The sequence below is a fragment of the Leisingera sp. McT4-56 genome (assembly GCF_020514995.1).
GTDB classification, from domain to species: domain Bacteria; phylum Pseudomonadota; class Alphaproteobacteria; order Rhodobacterales; family Rhodobacteraceae; genus Leisingera; species Leisingera aquaemixtae_A.
On record NZ_JAJALF010000014.1, the window covers coordinates 77372 to 101232 of the forward strand.

The window sequence follows — 23861 nt, forward strand, 5'->3', positions numbered from 1 at the left end:
GCGCCTGGCATGGGCATTGTTCGTTCCGCGTATCATCAGCGGTGAGGCGCTTGGGCCTGGAACCAGGCCAGCAGACGCGCCAGCGCACCGGTTTCGTCCAGGACCGGCCGATGCTGTACATAATAGGCGGTTTCGCGGCTGAAAACGCTGGGGCCCGCACGGACCAGGCGGCCATTCTCCAGCAGCTGATCGACCAGTCCAAGCCAGCCGAGCGCTATGCCCTCGCCGTCCAGAACCGCCTGCAGAAGGAACGGATAGGCATCAAATTCCGGCGCCTTGCCAAAGCGCGGCAGCGGCAGCCCGGCCTGCTCGAACCAGCCCGGCCAGGTCAGAAAACCGGAGCTGCCGGTGTCGAAGTGCAGGAAAGACTCCGGCGGCAGAGCGGAAAGGCCGTCAGCTGCCTCCGGGTGATCTGCCAGAAAGCCAGGGGTGCAAACCGGAAAGGTCTCCGCCGGGATCAGCGGGAAATACGGGCGCTCGGGCATCCGCGATGGATCCCAGACCACCGCCGCATCCAGGCGCGAAAGGTCGATATCCCCCAGCTGGTCGGTGGTCACCACCCGGACCCTTGTGCCGCCCAGGCTGGCCCGCAGATCCGAATGCCGCGGCATCAGCCATTGGTCGGCAAAGCCGAAGGTGCACGCGAGCGTCACCTCATCCGTTTCCGGCGCTGCCAGGACCTCGCTCCAGGCCTGGTCCACATGGCCCAGCCCCAGCGCCACCGCATCCGCCAGCCGGGTTGCATTGGCGGTGGGGGTGATCCGGTTGTTGTTGCGCTCAAACAATGGCTGCCGCAGCCGGTCCTCCAGCGTGGCGATATGGCGCGAGACTGCAGGCTGGCTCAGCCCCAGTTCAATGGCCGCGCGCGACAGGCTGGCGTGGCGCACGGCCACTTCCAGAACCAGCAGGGAATTCAGCGACCCGGCGGTGGGGCGTATCGAGCGTTCCATAGAAAAATGTTAGGGAGACCATGCATTTTTGGCCAGTGGATATTGCGCGGCGCAAAGATAACCTGGGGCGAACCAGGATTTGATTGCAACAGACAGGTTCCCCCGCAATGCCGCAGCGCCCCCTTTCCCACATCCGCGTCCTCGACTTCGGCCACTATCTGGCCGGCCCGCTGACCGGCATGATGCTGGCCGACATGGGGGCAGAGGTGATCCGTATCACCCGGCCCGGCGGCACCGGCCTAGACGGACCGGCCTTTGACATGCTGTCACGCGGCAAGCAGACGCTGGAGCTGGACCTGAAATCGGAAGCTGGCCGCGCCACTGCCATCGCGCTTGCCAGACGCGCCGATGTGGTGATCGAAAACTTCCGCCCCGGGGTGATGGACCGCCTGGGCCTGGGGCCGGATGTGCTGCGGGCTGCCAACGCCCAGCTGGTCTATCTGTCGCTGCCCGGCTTTGCCTCCACTGACGCGGAACTGGCAGGCCTGCCCGCCTGGGAGGCGGTGATTGCCGCCTATACCGGCCAGTTCACCGACATGGGGCTGAACCGCCGCCTGATGGGCATCAACCCGTCGTTCTCGCCGCTGGCCCTGGCGTCGGCCTATGGCGCCAGCTTTGGCGCCATGTCGGTGCTGTTTGCGCTGAATGCCCGCCGCGAAAACGGCGGCGATCATATCGAGGTGCCGCTGGCCGCCGCGCTGCTGGAAGGGCTGGTCTATAACTGCGAGCAGATTGAGGATTACCCGGAGCGCTACAAGTCCCCGCGCGAGGTGGAGCTGGACCGGCGCCAAGCGCAAGGACTGCCGATGAACCTGCGGTTCGAGGAGCTGTCCGAATTCCTCGATCCCTTCTACCGCACCTATACCTGCGCCGATGGGCGCGGGTTCTATGTGGTGAGCGGCTCTGTCGCCACCCATCCGCGGCGGGTGCTGGAGACACTGGGGCTGAAGGAGCTGGCAGACGGGCTGCCGGATTTCTCTGCCTATCTGGACACCAAAGACTGGCCCGCCGAATGGTCGATGCGCAACTACCCGGTCGGGGCTTCCGACCGGGAGCGGGTGTCCTCGGCAATGAAGGCCGCCTTTCTGACCAAGCCAGCGCATGAGTGGGAGGATTTGTTCGGCGCCGCCAAGGCGCCCGCGACCGCGCAGCGTTTCACCTCGGAGTGGCTGCACGACCCGCACGCGCTGGCGTCCGGGCTGATCCTTCAAGTGGAGGATAGCAAACACGGGATCATGCATCAGATGGGCAATGTCGCCTGGCTGTCCGGCGACGCGGGCGCGGTACGGAAATCCAGTGCGGTGGAGGCGGATCTGGCGGCGCTGCTGGCGGAACCGGAACGCGGCGGTGCCAGCGGGCGGGCGGGCAAGGGCTGGCTCGACGGGCTCAAGGTCTTGGACCTGACCAATGTGATTGCCGGGCCGACCATCGGCTCGACCCTGGCGCGCTTCGGTGCAAAGGTGACGCTGGTGCAGCCGGTGGAGCCCTCGGTGGACCCCTGGAACACGGTTGTCTTCGGCATCCACGCGCAGCGCGGCAAGGAGAGCATCCTGTTGAACCTGCGCAGCGACGAGGGGCAGGAGGCGCTGGCCCGGCTGATTGCCGAAGCTGACGTCATCACCATGAACGGCACCGATCAGCAGCGCGACCGGCTGGGGCTGTCGCCGGAGCGGCTGGCAGAGATCAATCCGCGCCTGATCCTGGTGCAGCTCGATGCCTTCGGCGGCCCGATGCGGGGGCCGAAATCCGGCCACCTGGGCTATGACGATCTGGCGCAGGCGGCGACTGGTGTGATGCTGCGCTTTGGCGGCGGCATGGAAACACCCGAGGAGCACGCGCATTTCGGAACCATCGACGTGCTGACCGGCTTCTGCGCCTGCGTGGCGCTCGGCGGCGCGCTGCTGCGGCTGGAGGACACCGGCAAGGGCGGGGTGGCGCGCGCCTCGCTTGCGGCGGCCGGCAACTTGATCCAGTCGCAGTTCATGTATGATTTTAAGGGCAGGGCGCCCTTTGACGAACCTTCGGGGCGCGAAGCCTTGGGATGGGGGCCGTTCTACCATTGCTATCAGGCCGCCGGCGGCTGGTTCTTCTTTGCAGCCCCCACCGAGCGCGGTGCGGCGCTGGCGCGGGTGCCGGAGCTGGCGGACCTGGCAGAGCTGCCGGAGGACCAGCTGCACGATGCCTTGCAGGCACGCTTCGCCGCCCAGCCGCTGTCGCACTGGCGGGCGGCTTTTGCCGGAACCTCCGCTGCCGCGGTGCCGCTGTCGTCGCTGCATGAAACCCGCGATGCGGCGCTGCAGCTGGAAAGCCAGGGCGGTATCGACCTGAACCAGGCCACTTTCCGCGTGATCCGCCATGACCGGCACCCGATGGGCCGGTGGTGCGATCTGGTGGCCCCCAATGCCGTGCGCCCGCAGGCAGGCCGGATTGCCATTCCGGGCCCAATGCCGAAATACGGCCAGCACACCAGGGCCATCCTGGAACGGCTCGGGTACTCCGAAGCGGAGGCCGCGGCAATGGCCGCAAGCGGTGCGGCAGGTGATAGCTGGTCGGAGAAATATCTGCCCGAATAACCAGTTCGACCCATCGCATGGCTGCCGGCGGGACCGCTGTCCTGAAAGGCCGGTGTTGCTGTGCGGCGCGGCCAGGATACGGATTCTGTAGGTTTCCTGGTCCAAAGCGGTTAACGTGACAGACCCCGCAGTGTGAGGAGGTGTGTTATGAGTGACGCGGTTTACAAGACGGTGGATGTGGTGGGCAGCTCGCAGTCCAGCATCGAGGATGCCATCAGCGGGGCGATTGCCCGGGCGTCCAAGACTATCGAGCACATCGGCTGGTTCGAGGTCGGCGAGATCCGCGGCCATGTCGAGGACGGCAAGGTTGCGCATTACCAGGTCGGGCTCAAGATCGGGTTCCGGCTGGACTGACCGGCTAAGCTGACCGGCAGGGCGCTGACGGTCCCGCTGCAAGTGGCGCAGCGGGGAAGGCGTGCTATCTGGTGGCGCAGACCCGGAAGGGGAGCGCGGCCAGATGCAGAACAGTTCCCGGCGTGTGATTGTGCTGGGCGGCACGGGATTTCTCGGCCGCCGGGTGGTGCGGCGGCTGCAGCGGCTTGGGTGCAGCGTCAGCGCCGGCACCCGCACGCCCGGGGCCGCAGCCCCAACGGAGTGGGAGCCGGGGGTGGCGCAGGTGGCGCTGGACCTGGCGGACCAGAGCGTCATGGCCCGCGCCCTGAACGGCAACGGATGGGTGATAAACTGCATCGGGTTCTACACCGAGACCCGGCAGCAGAGCTTTCAGGACGTGCATCTGGCGGGCGCCCGCAGGATTGCCCGGCTGGTGCAGCAGACCCCCGGCCAGCGGCTGGTGCATATCTCCGGGATCGGCGCCAGCCTGCATTCGCCCTCTGCCTATGTGCGGGCCCGTGCCGAAGGCGAGGTGGCGGTGCGCAGCGCCTGCCCTGATGCGGTGATCCTGCGCCCCAGCGTCATGTTCAGCCGTGACGGCGCCTTTTTCGGGGATCTGCAGAAGATTGTTGAGCATCTGCCGGTGATCCCCCTGTTCGGCACCGGCCGCACCCGCCTGCAGCCGGTCTGGGCCTGCGACGTGGCTGAGGCGGTGGCCCGTGTGCTGGACGGCCCCCGCGCGCAGCGCAAGGTGTTCGAGCTGGGCGGGCCGGACGTCTTCACCTACCGCGAAATCCTGCAGCGGCTGGCGGCCCGCAGCGGCCGCCGCCGCCTGCTGCTGCCGGTGCCCTTTGTTCTGTGGCGGATTGCGGCGGCGCTGCTGGCGCCGCTGCCGCGCCCGCCGCTCACCCCGGCGCAGGTTGCGCTGATGCGGCAGGACAATACCGCGGGCGAGGGGATGGCGGGGTTCAATGATCTCGGGATCACGCCGCAGTCTGCGGTTGCGATGGGCCTGCTGTAGGCACGGGACAGCATACGTACACCCCCCGTGCACCCCCTGTGCACCGGCCGCAGCCTGCGGCGGGGTCAGATCAGGCAGGTCTTGGCGGCCAGCTCATCAATCAGCACCCGCTGGTTTTCGCTGTAGTCGACCGGCACGTCGACCAGATGCACGCCGCCCGCGGCAAAGGCTTTTTCAAACGTTGGCGCCAGGTCCTCAGTGCGGGTTATGCGGTGGCCGGTGGCGCCGTAGCTGGCGGCGTATTGCACGAAATCCGGGTTGTTGAACTCCAGTCCCCAGTCGGCAAAGCCGACATGCGCCTGTTTCCAGCGGATCATGCCGTAAGCGCTGTCGTTCAGCACCGTGACCACCAGGTTGAGGCCCAGCCGCACCGCGGTTTCCAGTTCCTGGCTGTTCATCATGAAGCCGCCGTCGCCGCAGATCGCCATCACCCGGCGGCCCGGGTTCAGCTGCGCCGCCATCATCGCCGAGGGCAGGCCCGCGCCCATCGTCGCCAGCGCGTTGTCCAGAAGCACGGTGTTGGGGTGAAAGGCCTTGTAGTTGCGGGCGTACCAGAGCTTGTAGATGCCATTGTCGAGCGCGATGATATCGCAGTCATCCATCACCTTGCGGGTGTCCGCGACCAGCCGCTGCGGGATCACAGGGAAGCGCGGATCATCTGCCCGCTCGGCGATGTGCGTGTCGGTCTCCGCCTTCATGCGCACGAAAAAGCTGCGGTCGAAGTCCAGCGGCCCGCCGAGGATCTGCCCCAGCCGGATGATGGTCTGGGCCAGATCGCCGACCACCTCCACCTGCGGGAAATAGACCTGGTCGACCTGCGCCGCCTTGTAGTTCACATGGATCACCTTGGTGCCGCCCTCGGTCATGAAGAAGGGCGGTTTTTCCACCACGTCGTGGCCCACGTTGATGATCAGGTCGGCGCGTTCGATGGCGCAGTGCAGGTAATCGCCGTCCGACAGCGCCGCGGTGCCCAGGAACAGGCCGGAGCTTTCGTCGATCACGCCCTTGCCCATCTGGGTGTTGAAGAAGGGAATCCGGACCTGTTCGATGAAATCACTCAGCGCCGAGCGCGCCTTGCGGCGGTTGGCCCCGGCGCCGACCAGTACCAGCGGCATTTTGGCGGCGCGGATCATCTCTGCGGCTTCCGCCAGCACGGTTTCGTCCGGCACCGCGTAATGGCGCGGGTGGGGAGGAATGACAGCGGCATCGGTCTCCTCTGCCGCAATGTCCTCCGGCAGCTCCAGCAGCACCGCGCCGGGGCGTTCCTCCTCTGCCACGCGGAAAGCCTCGCGGATCAGGGCGGGGATGGTGTTGCCGTGCACGATCTGGCGGGACATCTTGCAGACCGGATCAAAGAGGTTGACCACGTCGATGATCTGGAACCGGCCCTGTTTCGATTTCTTGATCGGTTTTTGCCCGGTGATCATGATCAGCGGCATCGCCCCCAGGTGGGCATAGGCCGCGGGTGTCGCCAGGTTAGTGGCGCCGGGGCCGAGGGTGGCCATGCAGACGCCCGGTTTACCGGTGAGGCGGCCATAGGTCGCCGCCATGAAACCGGCGCCCTGTTCGTGGCGGGTCAGCACCAGCTGGATGTTCGAGGTGCGCAGCGATTCCAGCAGATCGAGGTTCTCCTCGCCCGGAACGCCAAAGACATATTCGACGCCTTCGGCCTCCAGCGCGGCGACAAGAAGATCGGAGGCTTTGGCGGGGCGTGCAGAGTCTGGCATGGGGGCTCCTGTCAGGTTCGGGTCGGGGGTCATTGCGCGGCGTACTGCTGGGCCGCCTGTTCCGGGAACAGCTCCGCCATCGAGACCGACCGCCCCGTGTCCAGCACGATGCGCGCGTGGTAGCGTTTCAGCAGCCGCGGCTCAGCCACGCCGCAGCTGTGCGCGATAGTGGTGATCTCCTTGACCATGTTCTTGGCATAAGCGGCGACACGGTCGGCCTTGCTGAAGGGGTCGAGGCCGAATTGCAGCTTGGGGTCGTGGGTGGTGATGCCGGTGGGGCAGGTGTTCTTGTTGCACTGCAGCGCCTGGATGCAGCCGAGCGCGAACATGAAGCCGCGGGCGGAGACAACGAAATCGGCCCCGGCACAGAACGCCCAGGCGACCTCGGACGGGTTGATCAGCTTGCCGCTGGCGCAGACCTTGATGCGGTCGCGCAGGCCATAGCGGGTGAGGACATCCACCGCCAGCGGCAGGCTTTCGCGCAGCGGCATTCCCATGTTGTCGATCAGGCTCATCGGGGCGGCGCCGGTGCCGCCGTCGGCGCTGTCGATGGTGATGAAATCCGGCGCGCTTTCTGCTCCGCGCACCAGGATCTCCTGGCACAGGCCCTCGAGGAAGCCATAGGCGCCGAGCACCGCCTTGAACCCCACCGGCTTGCCCGTCACCCCGCGCACATAGGCGATCAGATCGAGCAGCTCGCCCACGGTGGCGGCTTCCGGGTGGCGGTTGGGGCTGATCGCGTCCTTGCCCGGCGTCAGGCCGCGGATGGCGGCGATTTCCTCTGTCACCTTGGCGCCGGGCAGGATGCCGCCCTTGCCGGGCTTGGCGCCCTGGCTGAGCTTCAGTTCGAACATGCGCACGGTTTCATGCGCCGCCACTGCGCGCAGCTTGTCCTCGTCAAAGCCGCCCTCCGGCTTGCGCACGCCGAATTTGCCGGTGCCGATCTGGAACACGATGTCGGCGCCGCCTTCCAGGTGGTAGGGCGACAGGCCGCCTTCGCCGGTGTTGAGCCAGATCCCGGCCTTCTTGGCGCCATGCGACAGCGCCCGCACAGCCGGAACGGAGATGGCGCCGAAGCTCATGCCGGAGATGTTGAAGGCAGATGAGGTGGTATAGGGCTGGTGCGCATAGGGGCCGATGGTGACCGCGGCGGGCGGGGTTACGGCGTGCTCCAGCTCCGGGAACGGGGCGTTGGCAAAATAGACGGTTCCGGCCGGGCGCAGATCGCGGGTGGAGCCGAAGGCGACGGTGGAGTCCGCATTCTTGGCCGCCCGGTAGACCCAGGAGCGTTCGGCGCGGTTGAACGGCATCTCTTCGCGGTCCAGCGCAAAGAAATACTGCCGGAAGAATTCGCCCAGATGCTCGAACAGATAGCGGAAGCGGGCGATCACCGGGTAGTTGCGGCGCAGGGTGCTGGCGGTCTGGGTCTTGTCGCGGATGTAGAGCGCAACAACCAGCAGCAGGCCCGCGCCGATGGCAAAGATGAAGGTGTAGGACAGGATCTCGAGCAGCGCCAGGACGGTGCTGGATAGCTGGGACATGGGTTCCTTCGCTCCTTTGGGGCCGGGCCGCGTGCGGGCCTGGCTTCTGCTCCTGAAGACTGCGCCATTGCGGCGGGATTCGCAGTCACGGAGCGGTCACAACCGTGGGAGCCGCGGGCGCGGGCGGACTGCTGTCCAGTGGCAACGTGCAGCAGCCCGCAAAGGTTCCGCCCGGCGCGGCCCTGCCGGGGATACTGCGGCAAGGCGGGGAAAGTTGTCCAGCCTGAGGCGCAGTCAGGCAAGAGCCGCAAGCCGATGCGGATGCGGTCGGCGCGGAAATGCGCTTGCTGTCAGCGGGGCATCTTTCCTTGCGCAAAGGCGCGGGCGGCGGCCACTGCCTCCGGGTCCGGCTCAACCCCGGTGAAGCCCAGCAGGTATCCCTCCAGCCGGGCGGTGCGGGCCTGCATCGGCTCGCGCACTTCCAGCGCGTGGTAGCCGCACTGCATGAAATAGAGAATCCGGGCGCGGGCCTCTGCTTCATAGGCGGAGTAGCCGTGGCGCTCATACATGGCCGTCACCGCCGCAAGCCGCTGCGCATCCGCCGCGTCGATCCGGTTGCGCACCTTGCCGTCGCGGCGCGACCATTCGCGGACCGCGAAATCAAGGCTGGCATCAAACAGGTCCGGGTCGACAAAGCAGCGGAAGAAGTTGCAGACCGCCCAAGAGATATTGGCGGCGGGCAGGTTGCAATGGTCAAGAATGGGCGCCGTGTTGCGCGCCTCCCAATCGTCCAGCAGCGCCTCCAGCAGGTGTTTGCGGCTTTTGAAGTACCAGTAGAAGCTGGAGCGCGAAACACCGAGCCGTTCGCCGATCGCCAGCACCTTGACCCCGGCCACCCCTTCGCTGACCAGAAGGTCGCGGGCCACGTTCAGCCAGTCCTCCGGCGTGACCTTCACATGGCCGCTGAGGGGTTCCTTGTCGGGGTTGTCCCGGTGCAGCACCGGGGCGGCGCGTCTGGCCATGTCAGCTCTCCGGCGGGGCGCCGCCTTCTGCGGTGCGCTTGGCAATGAATCGTCTAAGCGCTTCAGCGCGGGTTTCATCCGTTGCGGGCCGGTTATCACGGGCCAGGATCTCCTGCCAGACCCGGGTGGCACGCTGGCTGGCGTCCAATGCACCGCGTTCTGTCCAAGTGCCGAAATTGGCGTAGTCATGCACCACAGGCTCATAGAATTCCGTGCTGTAACGGTCCATGGTCTGGGGGGCGGCAAAGAAATGCCCCTGCGGCTCCACCTGTGTCAGCGCGGTTGCATAGCCGATTTCGTCCGTGCCGGCCTGGGCGCCTGCGCAAAGTTCGGCAATCATGTTCAGCACTTCGGCGTCGGTGATCAGTTTCTCATAGGAGACCGAAAGCCCGCCCTCCAGCCAGCCGGCCGAGTGGATGATCACGGTGGCGCCGGCCATCAGGCAGCCCCAGAGGCCCATCTGGTTTTCATTGGCCGCCTGCACGTCATTGCAATTTGACGCAGACCCTGCTGCAGAGCGCCAGGGCAGCCCGAGGTGCCGCGCCAGCTGGCCTGCGGCCAGCGAAGCCTGGAAATGCGCGGGCGTGCCGAAGGCTGGTGCGCCGGACTTCATGTCCACGTTGGAGGTGAAGGTGCCGTAGCACACTGGCGCGCCGGGATTGGCCAGCTGGGTGAGAGTGAGGGCGGCCAGCACCTCCGCGTGGCTGAGGGTGATGGCGCCCGCGACGGTGATCGGCGCCATTGCCCCCATCAGGGTGAACGGCGTGATGATCGAGACCTGCCCGTGGCGGGCAAAGTCGATCAGCCCCTGCGCCATCGGAATGTCCAGCGTGCGCGGGCTGTTGGTGTTGATGATGGTGTAGCAGCGCGGCTCAGACCGGAATTCCGCGTCAGACAACCCGCGGAAGTCGCGGATCATCTCGAAGCAGTCCATCACCTGCGGCGTGCCGCGCGAGAAGATGAAGGGGAACTTGTCGGTCCGGGTCATCTGCGCTTCGGTGGTGAAATAGTGGCGCAGATGGATGGGGACGTCCTGCGGCTCCACCTGGGGGGAGATCATGTGGAAGACGTCAAAATGGTGGGTGAGCTGCAGATATTCCAAATAATCCCGGGCTGAGCCGGGGCGGCGGCCGCGTTCCAGATCGGTGGCATTTGGCGCGCCTGCACCCGCCTGGAACACCAGGCTGCCCAGCTCCAGCGTGATGTCGCGCTCACGGCTGCCCGCCCGGCAGGTGATCGAGCGGGGGGCAGAGGCCAGCGCCGCCTCCACCATGTCACGGCCGATATAGACCATTTCGCTGTCTTCATCGACGCGCGCACCGCCCTTGGCAAAGAGCCGGCGTGCCTCGGGGAGCAGCACCTTCATGCCCAGTTCCTCAAGCATCTTCAGAGCGGTTTCATGCATGTCCGCGATCTGATGCGCCGGGAAGACCTCCATCAGCGGGAAGGGGTTTTTCAGCTGGCGGTAGTTTGTGATGCGCTGCGGGGCCGGGGCGGTTTCGCCCCCGCGCCCCCGCCGCCGGCGTCCGCGGGCGGCGCTGTCGTTTTCGATGGTCATGGCCTTAACCTCTCATCGCTTTGCCGGATGGGTCGTAGGGGGAAGCTGCGATCACCCGCGCGGCACGCTCCTGCCCGACAATATGAACCGTCAGTTCCGTGCCTTCCGCAGCTGCCGCACGGTCCACCATTGCCAGCGCCAGCGACTTGCCCGTGGTGTGGCCATAGCCGCCGGAGGTGACAAAGCCGACGCGGGTTTCGCCCTGCCAGACCGGTTCGTAACCGCTGGCATCGGCGTCCGCGGCGTCCACTTCCAAGGTCGCAATAACCTGCGCCGGGCCGCCCGCGCCGCGTTCCTTGAGCGCGGCAGCGCGGCCGATGAAATCCTTGTCCCAGTCGATCCAGCGGTCCATGCCGGTTTGCGCTGCGGTGTAGCCTTGGGTGAATTCAGCGCTCCAGATGCCAAAGCTTTTTTCCAGCCGCAGGCTCAGCAGCGCGTTGAAGCCGACCTCGCGGATGCCGAGGTCCGCACCGGCCTCCAGCAGGGTTTCGCGCAGCGTGATGTGCTCGGCGGCTGAGCAATGGAGTTCAAAGCCCAGCTCACCCGCAACCGAGAGGCGCCCCGCCTTGAGGCGCAGCATGCCGATGTCGAAGGTGCCGCAGCCCATGAAGGGCAGGTCTGCGATGGGGCCGTCCGTCAGCTTTTCCAGCACCTTGCGGCTGTTCGGGCCGGAGAGGCTGAAGCCGGTTATCGCATCGGTCACGTCGCGCACCCCGACGTCCTCGCCCATGTGGTCCTGGAACCAGCGCATGTGCCATTCGCGCAGATAGTAGCTGCCCATGATCCACCAGGTGCCGTCCCCCCAGTTAAAGACCGTGAGGTCGCCCTTGAGACGGCCCTCAGGCGACAGCATCGGCGCCAGCTTGGCGCGGCCCGGTTTCGGCAGTTTCGAGGCCAGGATACGGTCGAGCCAGGCCTCGGCGCCGGCGCCCGTGACCTCAAACCGTGAGAAGGCGGAGATATCCAGCAATCCCACCGCCTCGCGCACTGCCTTGCATTCCTCTGCGACGATTTCAAAGGCGTTGGAGCGTTTCAGGGTCGGGGTTTCGGTGAAGTCTTCCGACGGGGCGAAATAGAGCGGGATCTCCAGCCCGTAACTGGCGCCCCAGCGGCAGCCAGCGGCTGTCATGCCGTCATAGGCGGGTGCCTTTTTCAGCGGACGGCCTGCGGGCAGCTGCTCGTTCGGGTAGGTCATCACGAAGCGGCGGGTGTAGAATTGGCCGGTGGTTTCCTTGATGAACCGCTTGTTCTGGGCGTAGTCGCCGAAACGCGCGACATCCATGCCAAAGACATCCGCCTCCGGCTCGCCGTGGATCATCCATTCGGCCAGCGATTTGCCGACGCCGCCGCCCTGCAGGAAACCCGCCATCACGCCGCAGGCGCACCAGTAGCCGGGCTTGCCGCGCACCGGGCCGACCAGCGGGTTGCCGTCCGGGGCAAAGGTGAAGGCGCCGTTGACCCAGGTCTTGACGCCGGTGGTTTGCAGTGCCGGGTAGCGTTCGAACCCCAGTGTCAGTTCGCGCTCAATCCGGTCGGGGTCTTCCTGCTGCAGCTCGAACCCGTATTCCCAGGGGGCGCCGTCCATCATCCAGTGCTGGTGGTCAATCTCGTAGATGCCGAGCAGAATGCCCTTCTGGTCCTGCCGCATGTAGGTGAAGCCTTCGAGGTCCACGGTCATCGGCACCTCGAAATCCAGCTGTTCCAGCGCGGGGATGGTGTCAGAAATCAGGTAGTGGTGGTTGAGCGGCGAAACCGGCAGTTCTACGCCTGCCATCCGGCCCACCTGCTTGGCCCAGAGGCCCGCGGCATTGACCACATGTTCGGCATGGATGGTGCCCTTCTCGGTCACGACCTGCCAGCCGCCCTCCACCTGGTGCAGTTCTAACACCCGGTTGTGCTCGATCACCTCGGCGCCGCGTTTCTTTGCCGCTCCGGCATAGGCGTGCACGGTGCCGGTGGTGTCGACATAACCCTCGCGGTCGGCCCACATGCCGCCGAGGATGCCCTCGGTGGACATGATCGGGCAGAGCTCTCCTGCCTCCTGCGGGGTGATCAGGCGGCAGTCGTCGATGCCGATCGACTGGAAGGTGCGGTAGGCCGATTGCAGCCATTCCCAGCGGTCCGGGGTGCCCGCCAGCGTCATGCCGCCGGTCATATGCATGCCGACGGACTGGCCGGATTCCTGTTCGATCTCGGACAGGAGGTCGATGGTATAGGCCTGCAGCGAGGCGATGTTGGGGTCGGCGTTCAGTGCGTGGAAGCCGCCTGCCGCGTGCCAGCTGGACCCTGCTGTCAGCACCGAGCGTTCGATCAGGCAGACATCGGTCCAGCCGAATTTCGCCAGGTGATAGAGGACGGAGGCGCCGACAACGCCGCCCCCGATAACAACGGCACGATAGTGCGACTTCATGGCTTTGCTCCCTGTCTGCCGCTGCGGAACTTTCGGGGAGCAGCCCCGAATCTTCGCTTTGGACATTTCTGTCCAATTCATCGGCGATCCTGGACAGTCTTGTCCAGATAAATTTGCGAGAGCTTGCCGCGGGCTGCGTTACGAGCCGGGTGCTGCGGCGCGGGCCTCGGCTTCTGCCCAGGTGCCCGTGCGCAGGGTTTGCGGGGCAAACGCGCCGGGGCCGGTGCGCCAGGGCAGGGCGGATTCCAGCCACAGGCCCTTGCGCAGGCTGACCTGCCAGCCGCGCTGCGCGCCGTCAAAGCCTGCCAGGTCCGGGTGGTCCTCCTCCAGCAGCTCCACCGTGCCGGTCAGCAGCAGAAGGCTGCCGCTTTCGAAGTCCGGGAAGGCCAGGCCCGCGCGCGGGTTCAGCAGGAAATTTCCCAGCGTGTTGAAGTGGTTGTTGCCGCGAAAATCCGGGATGGTGAGGGTCTTACCCGCCACCCGGACAAAGCCGGGCCGCCCGCCGCGGTGGGAGACATCGACGCCTTCGCGTTCCGGGTCCGCGGCGGCGGGGATGTGGCTGGCAACAAAGAAGGTATCGGCCTGTGCGATCCGCGCGCTGTGCTCCGGCGGCAGGTCTGCAAAGGTCTGCGGGGGCGCGGCGGGCACGTCATCGGCGGGGATCAGATCGCGCTCCTGGATATACTGCGGGCAATTGCCAAAGGACTGGTCCACCCGCAGGGTGAAGCCATCGCGGCCTGCTGCAGCGACCCGCCCGTTCAGCCGGTTGCGGCGGCGGCTGTGCAGCTCGATCCCCAGGAGACCCAGCGGTGCGCCCTCGCGGATGGCGGCATGGACCGGATCCCCGGGCGTTCTGTTCAGCGCTATCTGCAGGTGCTCCGGGTCGGGCGAGACGGCAAAGCCGGGCGGGCCGCTGAGCAGGCTGGCCCAGGGCCAGCCGTCCGCGTCCACGGCACCAGCGGCCAGGAACGGCAGCTGGGCGAAGAATTCCCGGTGCTCCTCAGGCATGAAGGGGCGGATCATCCGGCGGCCCAGGGTCTCTGCCATGTCGCGCTTGCCCGCGCGGCGCTGCATTTCCTGTTCGCCTGCGTGGAAGGGCGAGGGGCCTTCTGGGTCATGGGGCATTGGAGCCTCCTTTAGCTGGAGCGATGCGGCGGCGGCCCGGTGGACCGCCGCCTGCGGGATCAGGCTGCGAGGCCGACCTTGGTGGCGGGCATCGGCTTGAAGCCCTTCAAGGCTTCGATATTCGCCAGCAGGGCGCGGACGTTGGGGTAAGGCTCCAGCGAGATGCCGCCCTCCGGCGCGTGGGCGATGTAGGAATAGGCGGCCACGTCGGCGACGGTGGGGGCGTCGCCGACCAGGAAACGGCGGCCCTCCATGTGGGCGTCGATCTTGCCCAGCACGCGTGCCGCGACGGTGGCGCAAAACTCTGCGTCCAGCGGCGCGTTGAAGACGTTGATCAGCCGTGCCGCGGCCGGGCCGAAGGCGATCTCGCCGGCCGCCAGGGTCAGAAACTTCTGCACCTCGGCCTCAAGAACCGGGTCGGACGGCAGCCAGGACGGCGCGTATTTGCGGGCCAGGTAAACCAGGATGGCATTGGAATCGCTGATCACTGCTTCGCCGTCCTCTATCACCGGCACCTGGCCTGCGGGGTTCAGCGCCAGGAAGGGCGGCTGTTTGTGCTCACCGGCGGCGAGGTCGACGTTCACCACCTCATGGGCGATGCCGGTGAGGCTGGCGAACAGCTCCACCCGGTGGGCGTGGCCGGAGAGGGGGAAGCTGTGGATGCGGATCTGATGTGCCATGTCTGGGGTCCTTTGCTGCGGCAGGGGCCGCTGTTTTCTGAAGACACCCGGTAGATACACCGTGCCGAACATGGCGATAATATTCCAATTCATGGAATGATTATGTACATTTTGTTCATAACTGATGCCGGAGGCCCTGGGATGGACAAGCTGGACTGCATGCGCGCCTTTGCCGCCGTGGCGGCGCAAAGCTCCTTTACCTCCGGCGCCCGGCAGCTGGGGATCAGCACTAAGCTGGCCAGCAAATATGTCGCCCGGCTGGAGGAGCAGCTGGGCGCGCAGCTCTTGAACCGCACCACCCGCAAGGTGACGCTGACCGATACCGGCCGCGCCTATCTGGAGCGCTGCCTGCCGCTCTTGGACCAGTTCGACGAGCTGGAGGACGTGGTGCAGCTGCGCCAGCAGGAGCTGGCTGGCCCCATCCGCATCACTGCGCCCACCGGTTTCGGCAGCCGCGAACTGGTGGAGGCGCTGCAGCCCTTTCAGCAGGCGCACCCCAAGGTGGAGGTGGAGCTGGTGCTGTCCGACCGCCACCTGCCGATGCTGGAGGAGGGGGTTGATCTGGCGGTCCGGTTCGGCGCCTTGAAGGATTCGACGCTGGTCGCCCGCAAGCTCTGCGATATGCGGCTGGTGGTGGTGGCCTCGCCAGGCTATCTGGCGGCACAGGGCGAACCGGCGGAGCCGGAGGCGCTGGCCACCCACAACTGCCTGCTGCAGATGACATCGCCGCAGCCGGACGCCTGGGCCTTTGGCAAGGGCGGTGCGCTGAGGACGGTATCCGTCGGCGGCAGCTTCCGGGCCAACTCGCCCCGGGCGGTGGCGCATATGGCCGCCAGCGGCCTCGGCATCGCCCGCTGCCCGCATTACACCGCGCTGCCGTTTCTGCGCGACGGCAGGCTGCAAGTGCTTTTCGAAAAACAGGAAACCGATCCCACGACGCTGTATGCCGTCTATCCGTCCAGCCGTCATCTGACGGCGCGGATCAGGGCGCTGATCGGCCATATGGCGGGCTGTTTCGGGCCGGGCTGACCCGGTGCCGCAGGCAGGGGGTCAAGGCGCTGTTTCATCTTTCCCCAAATACTCCGGGGAGCGCGAGGGGCCGGCCCCTCGCATCCTTGCATGCCGCCGCTGGAAAGGCGCAGGCCCAATTGGGGCAACAATATTGCCCTATTTATTTTATGCTTGAAATATATGTTCAAGCCTGCGTAGGCTTGTCCTGAGGGCTGGCGCGAGATCAGCCGGGGAGATGCGGGCTGCGGCGGGTCTTGGCTTCTGCCGGGGCGGCGTTAAAGTCGCAAGCATTTGATCAAGAACCCCGGCTTCGGGCCGGGGCCTATTCTGGGAGGAAAGACGTAATGAAGACCATTCGGATGCTCGCCATGGCAGCGGCGGTTCCGGCGCTGGCGGCTGCGGCCCAGGCCGACACCAAGATCGGCATGATCACCACCCTGTCCGGCGGCGGCGCGGGGCTGGGCGTGGATGTGCGCGACGGCTTCATGCTGGCGATCGAACAGGACGGCCGCGAGGGTGTCGAGGTGGTGATCGAGGACGATCAGCGCAAACCGGACGTTGCGGTGCAGATCGCCGACCGGATGATCCAGTCCGAGAAGGTGGACATCCTGACCGGCATCATCTGGTCGAACCTGGCAATGGCGGTGGTGCCTGCGGCAACCGCGCAGGGCGTGTTCTACCTGTCCCCGAACGCCGGCCCCTCGGCCCTGGCCGGCAAGCGCTGCCATCCGAATTATTTCAACGTCGCCTGGCAGAACGACAACCTGCATGAGGCCGCGGGCGCCTATGCCAACGAGGCTGGGCTGAAGAACAGCTTCATCCTGGCGCCGAACTACCCGGCGGGCAAGGACGCGCTGACTGGCTACAAGCGGATGTACGGCGGCGAGCTTGCCGGTGAGATCTACACCAAGCTGGGTCAGACCGACTATGCCGCCGAAATCGCGCAGATCCGCGCCTCGGGTGCCGACTCGGTCTATTTCTTCCTGCCCGGCGGCATGGGGATTTCCTTCCTCAAGCAATATGCGGGCAGCGGCGTGGACCTGCCGGTGGTTGGTCCTGCGTTCTCGTTTGACCAGGGCATCCTGCAGGCGGTGGGCGACGCCGCGCTGGGGGTGAAGAACACCTCGCAGTGGAACAAGGACATCGACAATGAGGCCAACGCAGCCTTTGTCGCCTCTTTCCAGGAGAAATACGGCCGCCTGCCGTCGCTGTATGCAAGCCAGGGGTTCGACACCGCCAACCTGATCCTGAGCGCGCTGGACAAGTCTGAGGCTTCGGACGCGGATGCCTTCCGCGCGGCGCTGAAAGCGGCAGAGTTCGCATCGGTCCGCGGCGATTTCAAATTCGGTGACAACCACCACCCGATCCAGGACATCTATGTCCGTGAAGTGATCAAGGAAGGCGACGTCTTCACCAACAAAATCATCGCCACCGGGCTGAGCGATCACGCCGACGCCTATGCGGGCGAGTGCAAGATGTAAGACCTGACTCGGGCGGGGGCGTCTGAGGCGCCCCCGCACACGGCAAGACTTCCCCTTCGGAAAATCAAATGACGTATATTCTAGTTCTGGAGCAGATCCTGAACGGGCTGCAGCTTGGCATCATGCTGTTCCTGATGGCGGCTGGCCTGACGCTGGTGTTCGGGGTGATGGGGCTGATCAACTTGGCCCACGGCTCGCTCTATATGGTGGGCGCCTTTGCAGCTGCCGCAGTGGCGGGCTGGACCGGATCGTTCCTGCTGGCGCTGATCGCAAGCCTGGCCGCCGCTGCCGCCGCGGGCGCGCTGATGGAGCTGGTGGTGATCCGGCGCCTCTACCGGCGCGACCACCTGGACCAGGTGCTGGCGACCTTTGCGCTGATCCTGATTTTTTCCGAAGGCACCCGCTGGCTGTTCGGCTCCTTCCCGCTGTTTCTGGATGTGCCGTCTTATCTGTCGGGGCCGGTGAGCCTGCCGGGCGGCATCGAATACCCGCTGTACCGGCTGACCATCATCCTGATCGGATTGGCAATCGCCGCCGGGCTGTTCCTGCTGATTGCCCGCACCCGCATCGGCATCCAGATCCGCGCGGGCGAAGCCGACCGCGAGATGATTGCCGCGCTTGGCGTTGATATTTCCAAGCTCTACACGCTGGTCTTTGCCCTTGGCGCGGCGCTGGCCGGGCTGGCCGGCGCGCTGGTCGGCGCGATCCAGTCGGTGCAGGTCGGCATGGGCGAGCCGGTGCTGATCCTGGCCTTTGTGGTGATTGTCATTGGCGGCATCGGTTCCATCAAGGGCGCCTTGGCGGGTGCGCTTCTGGTGGGGATGACCGACACGCTGGGCGGTGTGTTCCTGCCGCAGCTGTTTGCAGTTTTCATGGACCCGGCCAGCGCGGCCTCTGCCGGGGCGTCGCTGGCCTCGATGCTGATCTACATTCTGATGGCGGCAATCCTCTTGGTGCGCCCCTCTGGCCTGTATGGAGGGAGCGCATGATGCTGACCCGTGAAAGCCTTCTCAACTGGGCGATGATTGCGGCGCTGCTGATCGTGCCGCTGGCGGCCTGGAGCCTGGACGAGCCTTTTATCATCACGCTGGCGACCAAGGCGGCGATCCTGGCGCTGGCCGGGGTGGGGCTGAACATCGCCCTCGGCCTTGGCGGGCTGATCAGCCTGGGCCATGCGGCGTTTTTTGGGATCGGCGGCTATGCCATGGGCATCCTGGCCGCCCACGCCCAGAACTATGAGCCGCTGTTCGAATGGCCGTTCCTGTTTGAGGGCAGCAACCAGATGCCGCTGATCTGGCTGGTGGCAGTTGTTTTCAGCGCGCTTGCGGCGCTGGTAATCGGCGCGCTGAGCTTACGCACTTCCGGCGTCTATTTCATCATGATCACCTTGGCGTTCGGGCAGATGCTGTATTACTTCGCGATCAGCTGGAGCGCTTATGGCGGCGAGGACGGGCTGTCGATCTGGGTGCGGAATGAATTCCCCGGCCTCAACACGCTGGATCCGATCCAATTCTTTGCCATTGCCTATGTCATCCTCTGCCTGGCGCTGGTTTTCGCGGCGCGGCTGGCGCGCTCACCCTTCGGGCTGGCACTGGCGGCGGCGCGGCAGAATGAGGACCGGGTGCAGGCGGTAGGTCTTACGCCATTTACCCTGCGGCTGACGGCCTTTGTGATTTCCGGTGCCATCACCGGGCTGGCGGGGGCCCTGTTTGCCGATCTGAACCGGTTCGTCAGCCCGACCATGCTTAGCTGGCACACCAGCGGCGAGATCATGATCTTTGTGATCCTCGGCGGGGTGGGGCGGCTTTACGGGCCCGTGGCGGGTGCCGCGCTTTATATCCTGCTGGAGCATCTTCTGGGCGGCATCAGCGATTACTGGCAGATCTTCCTTGGCGTGCTGCTGCTGCTCATCGTGCTGTTTGCCCGCGGCGGGCTGATCGGGGCCATTGCAGGACGGGAGAAGGCGCATGGCTGATGTGGTCCTGAAAACACAAGCCCTGAACAAGAGCTTTGGCGCATTGCAGGCAAGCCGCGACGTCTCGCTGGACCTGCGGTCCGGTGAAATCCACGCGCTGATCGGTCCCAATGGCGCGGGCAAGTCCACCCTGATCAAGCAGATTGCAGGCAACCTGGTGCCGGACAGCGGCACGGTGGAGCTGCTGGGGCAGGATGTGACCGCGCTGGACACGGTGGCACGGGCCCGGATGGGGCTGGGGCGGACGTTCCAGATTTCTGCGCTGGCGATGGAATACACGGTGCTGCAGAACGCGGTGCTGGGGGCGCTTGGCGGGCGGGGCCGCCCGTTCCATTTTTTCCGCAACGTGATGAAGGACGCGGAGTTGCTGGAGACCGCCCGCACCGCATTGGAGCGGGTCGGCCTGACACAGGACGCAAACCGCCGCACCGCGGATCTGTCGCACGGCCAGCGCCGCCAGCTGGAGGTGGCGGTGGCGCTGACGCTGAAGCCGAAGCTGTTCCTGATGGATGAGCCGATGGCGGGGCTTGGCACTGCCGGGTCCAAGGCGCTGACCGGTTTCCTCGACGGGCTTCGGCAAGAGGCGCCGATCCTGCTGGTGGAACACGACATGGACGCGGTCTTTGCCCTGGCGGACCGGATCAGCGTGCTGGTCTACGGCCAGATCATTGCCACCGGCACCGCGGATGACATCCGCGCCAACGCCGAGGTGCGCCGCGCCTATCTGGGAGAGGAGGACGCCGCATGAGCCTGCTGTCATTGCAAGGGGTTGAGGCGTCGTACGGACCGGCGCAAGCGCTGTTCGGCGTCAGCCTGGAGATCGGCGAGGGCGAGGTGGTGGCGCTGATGGGCCGCAACGGCATGGGCAAATCCACCACCATCAAGACGATCTGCGGGATGCTGGCGGCCTCCAAGGGGGAGTTGCGGTTCGACGGCCACGACCTGCGCCAGCTGCCGTCGCACAAGATCGCGCGGCTGGGGGTCGGTCTGGTGCCCGAGGGGCGGCGCTGCTTTGCGCCGCTGACGGTAGAGGAAAACCTGATCGCCGCGGCCCGCCCCGGCCCTTGGGACATGGCCAAGGTGGCAGAACTGTTCCCCCGGCTGGAAGAGCGCCGGACGCAGGCCGCCGGGTCGCTGTCGGGCGGCGAGCAGCAGATGCTGACCATCGGCCGCGCTCTGATGACCAACCCGCGGCTGCTCATTCTGGACGAGGCGACCGAGGGGCTGGCGCCGGTGGTGCGGCAGGAAATCTGGGCAGCGATTGCCCGGCTGAAACGCGAGGCGGGGCTGTCGATCCTGGTGGTCGACAAATCGCTGAAGGAGCTTTCGGCCATCGCCGACCGCGCGGTGATCCTGAACAAGGGCAGCAATGCCTGGGAGGGCCGGATTGCAGAGTTGCCTGCGGAAGTCGCGGACCGGTTCCTTGGGGTCTAGGTCGCGGCTGCAGCCTGCCAAGCCTGGCGGGAGATGCATGATCTGGCGCTGCGGCGATGATGAGCTGACTTAAGCCGCAGGCCGGCACAATGCCTGCCTGCTGGCATGACAAGCGTCCCGGCCTGCGGGCGGACGCTCATTTCGCCATCAGCCCCGGCAGCCAGGTGCCCACGGCGGGCTGCCAGACAACCAGCACCAGCACCGCCAGCTTGATCAGCAGGAAAGGGGTGACCGCTGCATAGATGTGCTTCATCCCGATGCCCTCGGGGGCGACCCCGCGCATCACAAAGAGCAAAAGCCCGAAGGGCGGGGTCAGCAGGCCGATCTCCATGGTCAGCAGATAGACCACGCCCAGCACCAGCTCGTTGATCCCCATCTGTGCCGCCAGCGGCACAAACACCGGCACCGTTACCATCAGCATCGAGACCTGATCGACGAAGCAGCCGAGCAGCAGCAGGATCACGATCATGCCGGCCAGCACCATGGTGGGGGTCGGGTCCACCGCGTTGATCGCCTTGATCAGCCCGTTGGTGGCGCCGCTGAAGGACAGCACCTGGGCAAAGGTCTGGCTGGCGGCCATGATGAACAGGATCATCACCGACAGCTTCACGGTTTCCATCAGCGCCTTGCCGATCTTGTCCAGTGACAGTGAACGGTAGGCCGCTCCGGTGCCAAGCGCGGCCAGGCAGCCGAGCGCCGCGGATTCGGTTGGGGTGGCAAAGCCCAGCAACAGGCTGCCGATCACCACCGCGAACAGCACCGACAGCGGCGCCACATAGATCAAGAAGGGGCGCCAGCGTTCCCCCACGGTCATTTGCGGCAGATCGTCGGGCGGCGCGGCCTTGGGGTCAAGCAGGCTGCGGGCCACGATATAGATCACAAAGGCCGCCGCCAGCAGCAGCGCGGGCATGACGCCTGCCACCAGCAGGCCTGCAATGGAAATCCCGGCAAGACTGCCGACCAGCACCGCCAGCGCTGACGGCGGGATCAGCATGGCGATGGCGCCCGAAGCCATGATCGGCCCCATCGCCATGGTTGGGTGATAACCCCGCTGCAGCATCCCGGGCATCAAGGTGGATCCCAGCATGGCGGTATTGGCGATGGTCGATCCGGACAAGGCGGCAAAGATGGTGCCGCCGAACACGGTGACCACCGAAAGCCGCCCGGGCACCCGCGTGACCACCCGCTCGATCGCGTCGATGGCGCGGTGGGCGATGCCGGTCTGGAACAGGATTTCCCCCATCAGGATGAACAGGGGGATCGGCGCCATCTGGAAATTGGCCACCGACTGGGTTGCGTTGCGTGCCAGCTGCAGCAGGCCGCGGTCGCCGCCCAGCACCTCATAGGCGCCGATCATGGTGATGGTGATGAAGGCAAAGGCCACCGGCAGGCCGATCAGCAGCAGCGCCGCCAGGCCGCCGAGCATCAGCGAAAGGGTGAGAATCCAGTCCATGGGCGGTCCTTTCAAAGGCCGGTGAGCGGCGCATCATCCGCGGCGGGGCGGAAAATCCTGAGCAGAAATTCAAACGTGCACAGCGCCATCGACAGCGGCAGCACGGTAAGGGTCCACCATTCCGGGAAGGTGAAGGCGGTGCGCACCATGGATCCGCGGGCAAGGGATTGCATCAGCGCCTGCGCGCCGGCCCATCCGAGGGCAGCGCAGGTGGCGGCGCCCAAAAGGCAGGCCGCCAGGGCAACCCGGCGGCGGGCGCGCGGCGGCAGCCCCTGGGTGATCAGGTCCACCTGCACATGGGCATTCAGGCGCAGCACCCAGGGGGCGCCGAGGAAGGCCGCCGCCAACAGCCCGTATTCAATGGCGTCGAGCGCGCCGTAGATCACCGGCAGGCCGAGGTTGCGCATCAGAACATTGAGCGGGATCACCAGGGTAATGGCGGCGAGGATGGCTGCGCTGAGCACGGCCAGGCCGGTGAGCAGTGCGCCGAAACTGCGGTCAAAACGGTTCATGGGCAGAAATGCGGGGCGGCGCCGGGCCGCCCCGGTTCCATCACTTCAGCAGGCAGGCCTGCAGCTTTTCGCCAAGCTGCGGGTCTGTCTTCATCACTTCGCCCCAGCCTTCGGTTTGCGCGGTGGCGCTCCACAGTTTGCCGTTCTCGCCGTCCAGTGTGATGGTCTTGATCCCGGCCTCGGCCTGGGCTTTGGCCTCGGCCTGGTTGCGGGCGATGTTTTCGGCGTTCTGGGCCTCGATCCAGGCGGCGCCTTTCTCCAGCAGGGCGCGCTGGTCGCCGCTGAGCCCGTTCCAGCTGTCGAGGTTTACCAGGAAGTTCACGTCGACCTGATAGAAGCCCGGGTCAACGCGGTAGGCGGTTTGCTCGTGCCAGCCGAGGTCCAGCACCCCCTGGCTGGGCCAGCCGTAGCCGTCGATCGCGCCGCGCTCCAGCGCGGTATAGACTTCGCCCGGCGCCGTGCGCACCAGCGTGGCGCCCAGTTTTTCGAACATGGCGCGGTAGACCGGTGTGGTGCGGATGGTCAGGCCACTCAGATCCGGCCCCTCCAGCGGCTTCGTCAGATATAGATGATAATTCATGTGATCGCCGACGCGGGCGAGGTATTTGACACCCATCTGGTCCTGGTGGACCTGGTCGATCAACTCGTAGCAGCCATTGGCGCGCTGGTCCTGAATGGTGTTCTGCGCCAGGTGCAGCGCATCGCCTGCGGGCAGCAGGTTCGGATAGTAGGCAGTGGTGTTGTTGGCGATGTCCACGATCCCCGCCTGCACCGCATTGCCCAGTTCAAAGGGCGGCACAGCTTCAGGCCCGCCGAGCAGGTCGATCTGCACGACGCCTACGCCGTTTTCGTTCACCCAGTCAACGAAAGCCTCGAAATCGCGGGAAAAAGTTGTCCCGGTGGCAAAGGCGGTCACCGCCTTCAGCGTGACCTCCCCGGCCTGGGCTGAAGCGGCGGCGAGCGTGGCGGCCCCCAGAAGGGCGGCGGCGGCAATCGTGCGAATGGTCATGTCGTTCTCCCTGGATGTGTGGCGGCGTCCGGACCGGGTGGTTTGCAGTCCCTTGTTTTTCCGGACACCTGAGAAAAAGCCTAGGTTCAGGTCGGTTTACCTTCAA

The 23861-nt window shown here is 65.9% G+C and carries 20 protein-coding genes; 9 read left to right on the forward strand and 11 right to left on the reverse strand.

Features of this window, described 5'->3' with window-relative positions:
* Positions 1 to 35 precede the first annotated feature (35 nt).
* Positions 36 to 950: a LysR substrate-binding domain-containing protein gene (locus LHL23_RS15535; protein WP_226430564.1), complete on the reverse strand. Its 915-nt coding sequence runs from the start codon at positions 948 to 950 to the stop codon at positions 36 to 38.
* A 107-nt stretch (positions 951 to 1057) separates the two neighbouring features.
* Here LHL23_RS15535 and LHL23_RS15540 point away from each other — a divergent pair, with 107 nt between their 5' ends.
* The 3 genes from LHL23_RS15540 to LHL23_RS15550 all read left to right on the forward strand — a co-directional run bounded on the left by LHL23_RS15540 (position 1058) and on the right by LHL23_RS15550 (position 4877).
* On the forward strand, positions 1058 to 3523 hold the full coding sequence (locus tag LHL23_RS15540) for a CoA transferase (RefSeq protein WP_226430565.1): 2466 nt from the start codon (positions 1058 to 1060) through the stop codon (positions 3521 to 3523).
* Between the two features lie 147 nt (positions 3524 to 3670).
* Positions 3671 to 3877, forward strand: a complete 207-nt coding sequence (locus tag LHL23_RS15545) for a dodecin (protein WP_222482178.1) — start codon at positions 3671 to 3673, stop codon at positions 3875 to 3877.
* A gap of 103 nt (positions 3878 to 3980) precedes the next feature.
* Positions 3981 to 4877 carry a complex I NDUFA9 subunit family protein gene (locus LHL23_RS15550; protein WP_226430566.1) on the forward strand — a complete coding sequence of 299 codons (897 nt, stop codon included), beginning with the start codon at positions 3981 to 3983 and terminating at the stop codon, positions 4875 to 4877.
* A gap of 65 nt (positions 4878 to 4942) precedes the next feature.
* Here LHL23_RS15550 and LHL23_RS15555 read toward each other — a convergent pair whose 3' ends face one another.
* From LHL23_RS15555 to LHL23_RS15585, 7 genes are all read right to left on the reverse strand, one after another.
* Positions 4943 to 6604: an acetolactate synthase large subunit gene (locus LHL23_RS15555; RefSeq protein WP_226430567.1), complete on the reverse strand. Its 1662-nt coding sequence runs from the start codon at positions 6602 to 6604 to the stop codon at positions 4943 to 4945.
* Positions 6605 to 6633: 29 nt separating this feature from the next.
* Complete coding sequence (locus LHL23_RS15560) at positions 6634 to 8145, reverse strand: FMN-binding glutamate synthase family protein (protein ID WP_226430568.1); 1512 nt, start codon at positions 8143 to 8145, stop codon at positions 6634 to 6636.
* Positions 8146 to 8435: 290 nt separating this feature from the next.
* Complete coding sequence (locus tag LHL23_RS15565; protein WP_226430569.1) at positions 8436 to 9107, reverse strand: TetR/AcrR family transcriptional regulator; 672 nt, start codon at positions 9105 to 9107, stop codon at positions 8436 to 8438.
* A 1-nt stretch (position 9108) separates the two neighbouring features.
* The gene (locus tag LHL23_RS15570) at positions 9109 to 10665 is read right to left on the reverse strand and encodes a trimethylamine methyltransferase family protein (protein WP_226430570.1); all 1557 of its coding nucleotides are present in this window, start codon (positions 10663 to 10665) and stop codon (positions 9109 to 9111) included.
* Between the two features lie 4 nt (positions 10666 to 10669).
* The gene (locus LHL23_RS15575; RefSeq protein ID WP_226430571.1) at positions 10670 to 13075 is read right to left on the reverse strand and encodes a GcvT family protein; all 2406 of its coding nucleotides are present in this window, start codon (positions 13073 to 13075) and stop codon (positions 10670 to 10672) included.
* A 138-nt stretch (positions 13076 to 13213) separates the two neighbouring features.
* Positions 13214 to 14200 carry a pyridoxamine 5'-phosphate oxidase family protein gene (locus LHL23_RS15580; RefSeq protein WP_226430572.1) on the reverse strand — a complete coding sequence of 329 codons (987 nt, stop codon included), beginning with the start codon at positions 14198 to 14200 and terminating at the stop codon, positions 13214 to 13216.
* 59 nt (positions 14201 to 14259) lie between these two features.
* Positions 14260 to 14880 carry a glutathione S-transferase family protein gene (locus tag LHL23_RS15585; RefSeq protein ID WP_226430573.1) on the reverse strand — a complete coding sequence of 207 codons (621 nt, stop codon included), beginning with the start codon at positions 14878 to 14880 and terminating at the stop codon, positions 14260 to 14262.
* A gap of 141 nt (positions 14881 to 15021) precedes the next feature.
* On the opposite strand from LHL23_RS15585, the gene LHL23_RS15590 reads away from it, so the two are divergent.
* From LHL23_RS15590 to LHL23_RS15615, 6 genes are all read left to right on the forward strand, one after another.
* Entirely contained in the window at positions 15022 to 15909 is an 888-nt protein-coding gene (locus LHL23_RS15590) for a LysR family transcriptional regulator (RefSeq protein WP_226430574.1), read from the forward strand.
* A 326-nt stretch (positions 15910 to 16235) separates the two neighbouring features.
* Complete coding sequence (locus LHL23_RS15595) at positions 16236 to 17372, forward strand: ABC transporter substrate-binding protein (RefSeq protein ID WP_226430575.1); 1137 nt, start codon at positions 16236 to 16238, stop codon at positions 17370 to 17372.
* A 68-nt stretch (positions 17373 to 17440) separates the two neighbouring features.
* Positions 17441 to 18361 carry a branched-chain amino acid ABC transporter permease gene (locus LHL23_RS15600; protein WP_226430576.1) on the forward strand — a complete coding sequence of 307 codons (921 nt, stop codon included), beginning with the start codon at positions 17441 to 17443 and terminating at the stop codon, positions 18359 to 18361.
* Positions 18358 to 19347 (forward strand): branched-chain amino acid ABC transporter permease, encoded by a 990-nt coding sequence (locus LHL23_RS15605; protein ID WP_413229479.1) that lies wholly within the window; start codon positions 18358 to 18360, stop codon positions 19345 to 19347. Before LHL23_RS15600 ends, LHL23_RS15605 begins: the two co-directional genes overlap by 4 nt.
* On the forward strand, positions 19340 to 20095 hold the full coding sequence (locus LHL23_RS15610; protein ID WP_226430577.1) for an ABC transporter ATP-binding protein: 756 nt from the start codon (positions 19340 to 19342) through the stop codon (positions 20093 to 20095). Before LHL23_RS15605 ends, LHL23_RS15610 begins: the two co-directional genes overlap by 8 nt.
* A complete protein-coding gene (locus LHL23_RS15615) occupies positions 20092 to 20781 on the forward strand; it encodes an ABC transporter ATP-binding protein (RefSeq protein ID WP_226430578.1) in 690 nt (229 codons plus the stop codon). The genes LHL23_RS15610 and LHL23_RS15615 overlap by 4 nt, the downstream gene beginning before the upstream one ends.
* Before the next feature lie 136 nt (positions 20782 to 20917).
* Here LHL23_RS15615 and LHL23_RS15620 read toward each other — a convergent pair whose 3' ends face one another.
* The 3 genes from LHL23_RS15620 to dctP are packed head-to-tail and all read right to left on the reverse strand — an operon-like array spanning position 20918 to position 23755.
* Entirely contained in the window at positions 20918 to 22234 is a 1317-nt protein-coding gene (locus tag LHL23_RS15620; RefSeq protein ID WP_226430579.1) for a TRAP transporter large permease, read from the reverse strand.
* An 11-nt stretch (positions 22235 to 22245) separates the two neighbouring features.
* Positions 22246 to 22746 carry a TRAP transporter small permease gene (locus LHL23_RS15625; protein ID WP_226430580.1) on the reverse strand — a complete coding sequence of 167 codons (501 nt, stop codon included), beginning with the start codon at positions 22744 to 22746 and terminating at the stop codon, positions 22246 to 22248.
* Between the two features lie 40 nt (positions 22747 to 22786).
* A complete protein-coding gene (gene dctP / locus LHL23_RS15630) occupies positions 22787 to 23755 on the reverse strand; it encodes a TRAP transporter substrate-binding protein DctP (protein ID WP_226430581.1) in 969 nt (322 codons plus the stop codon).
* Positions 23756 to 23861 lie beyond the last annotated feature (106 nt).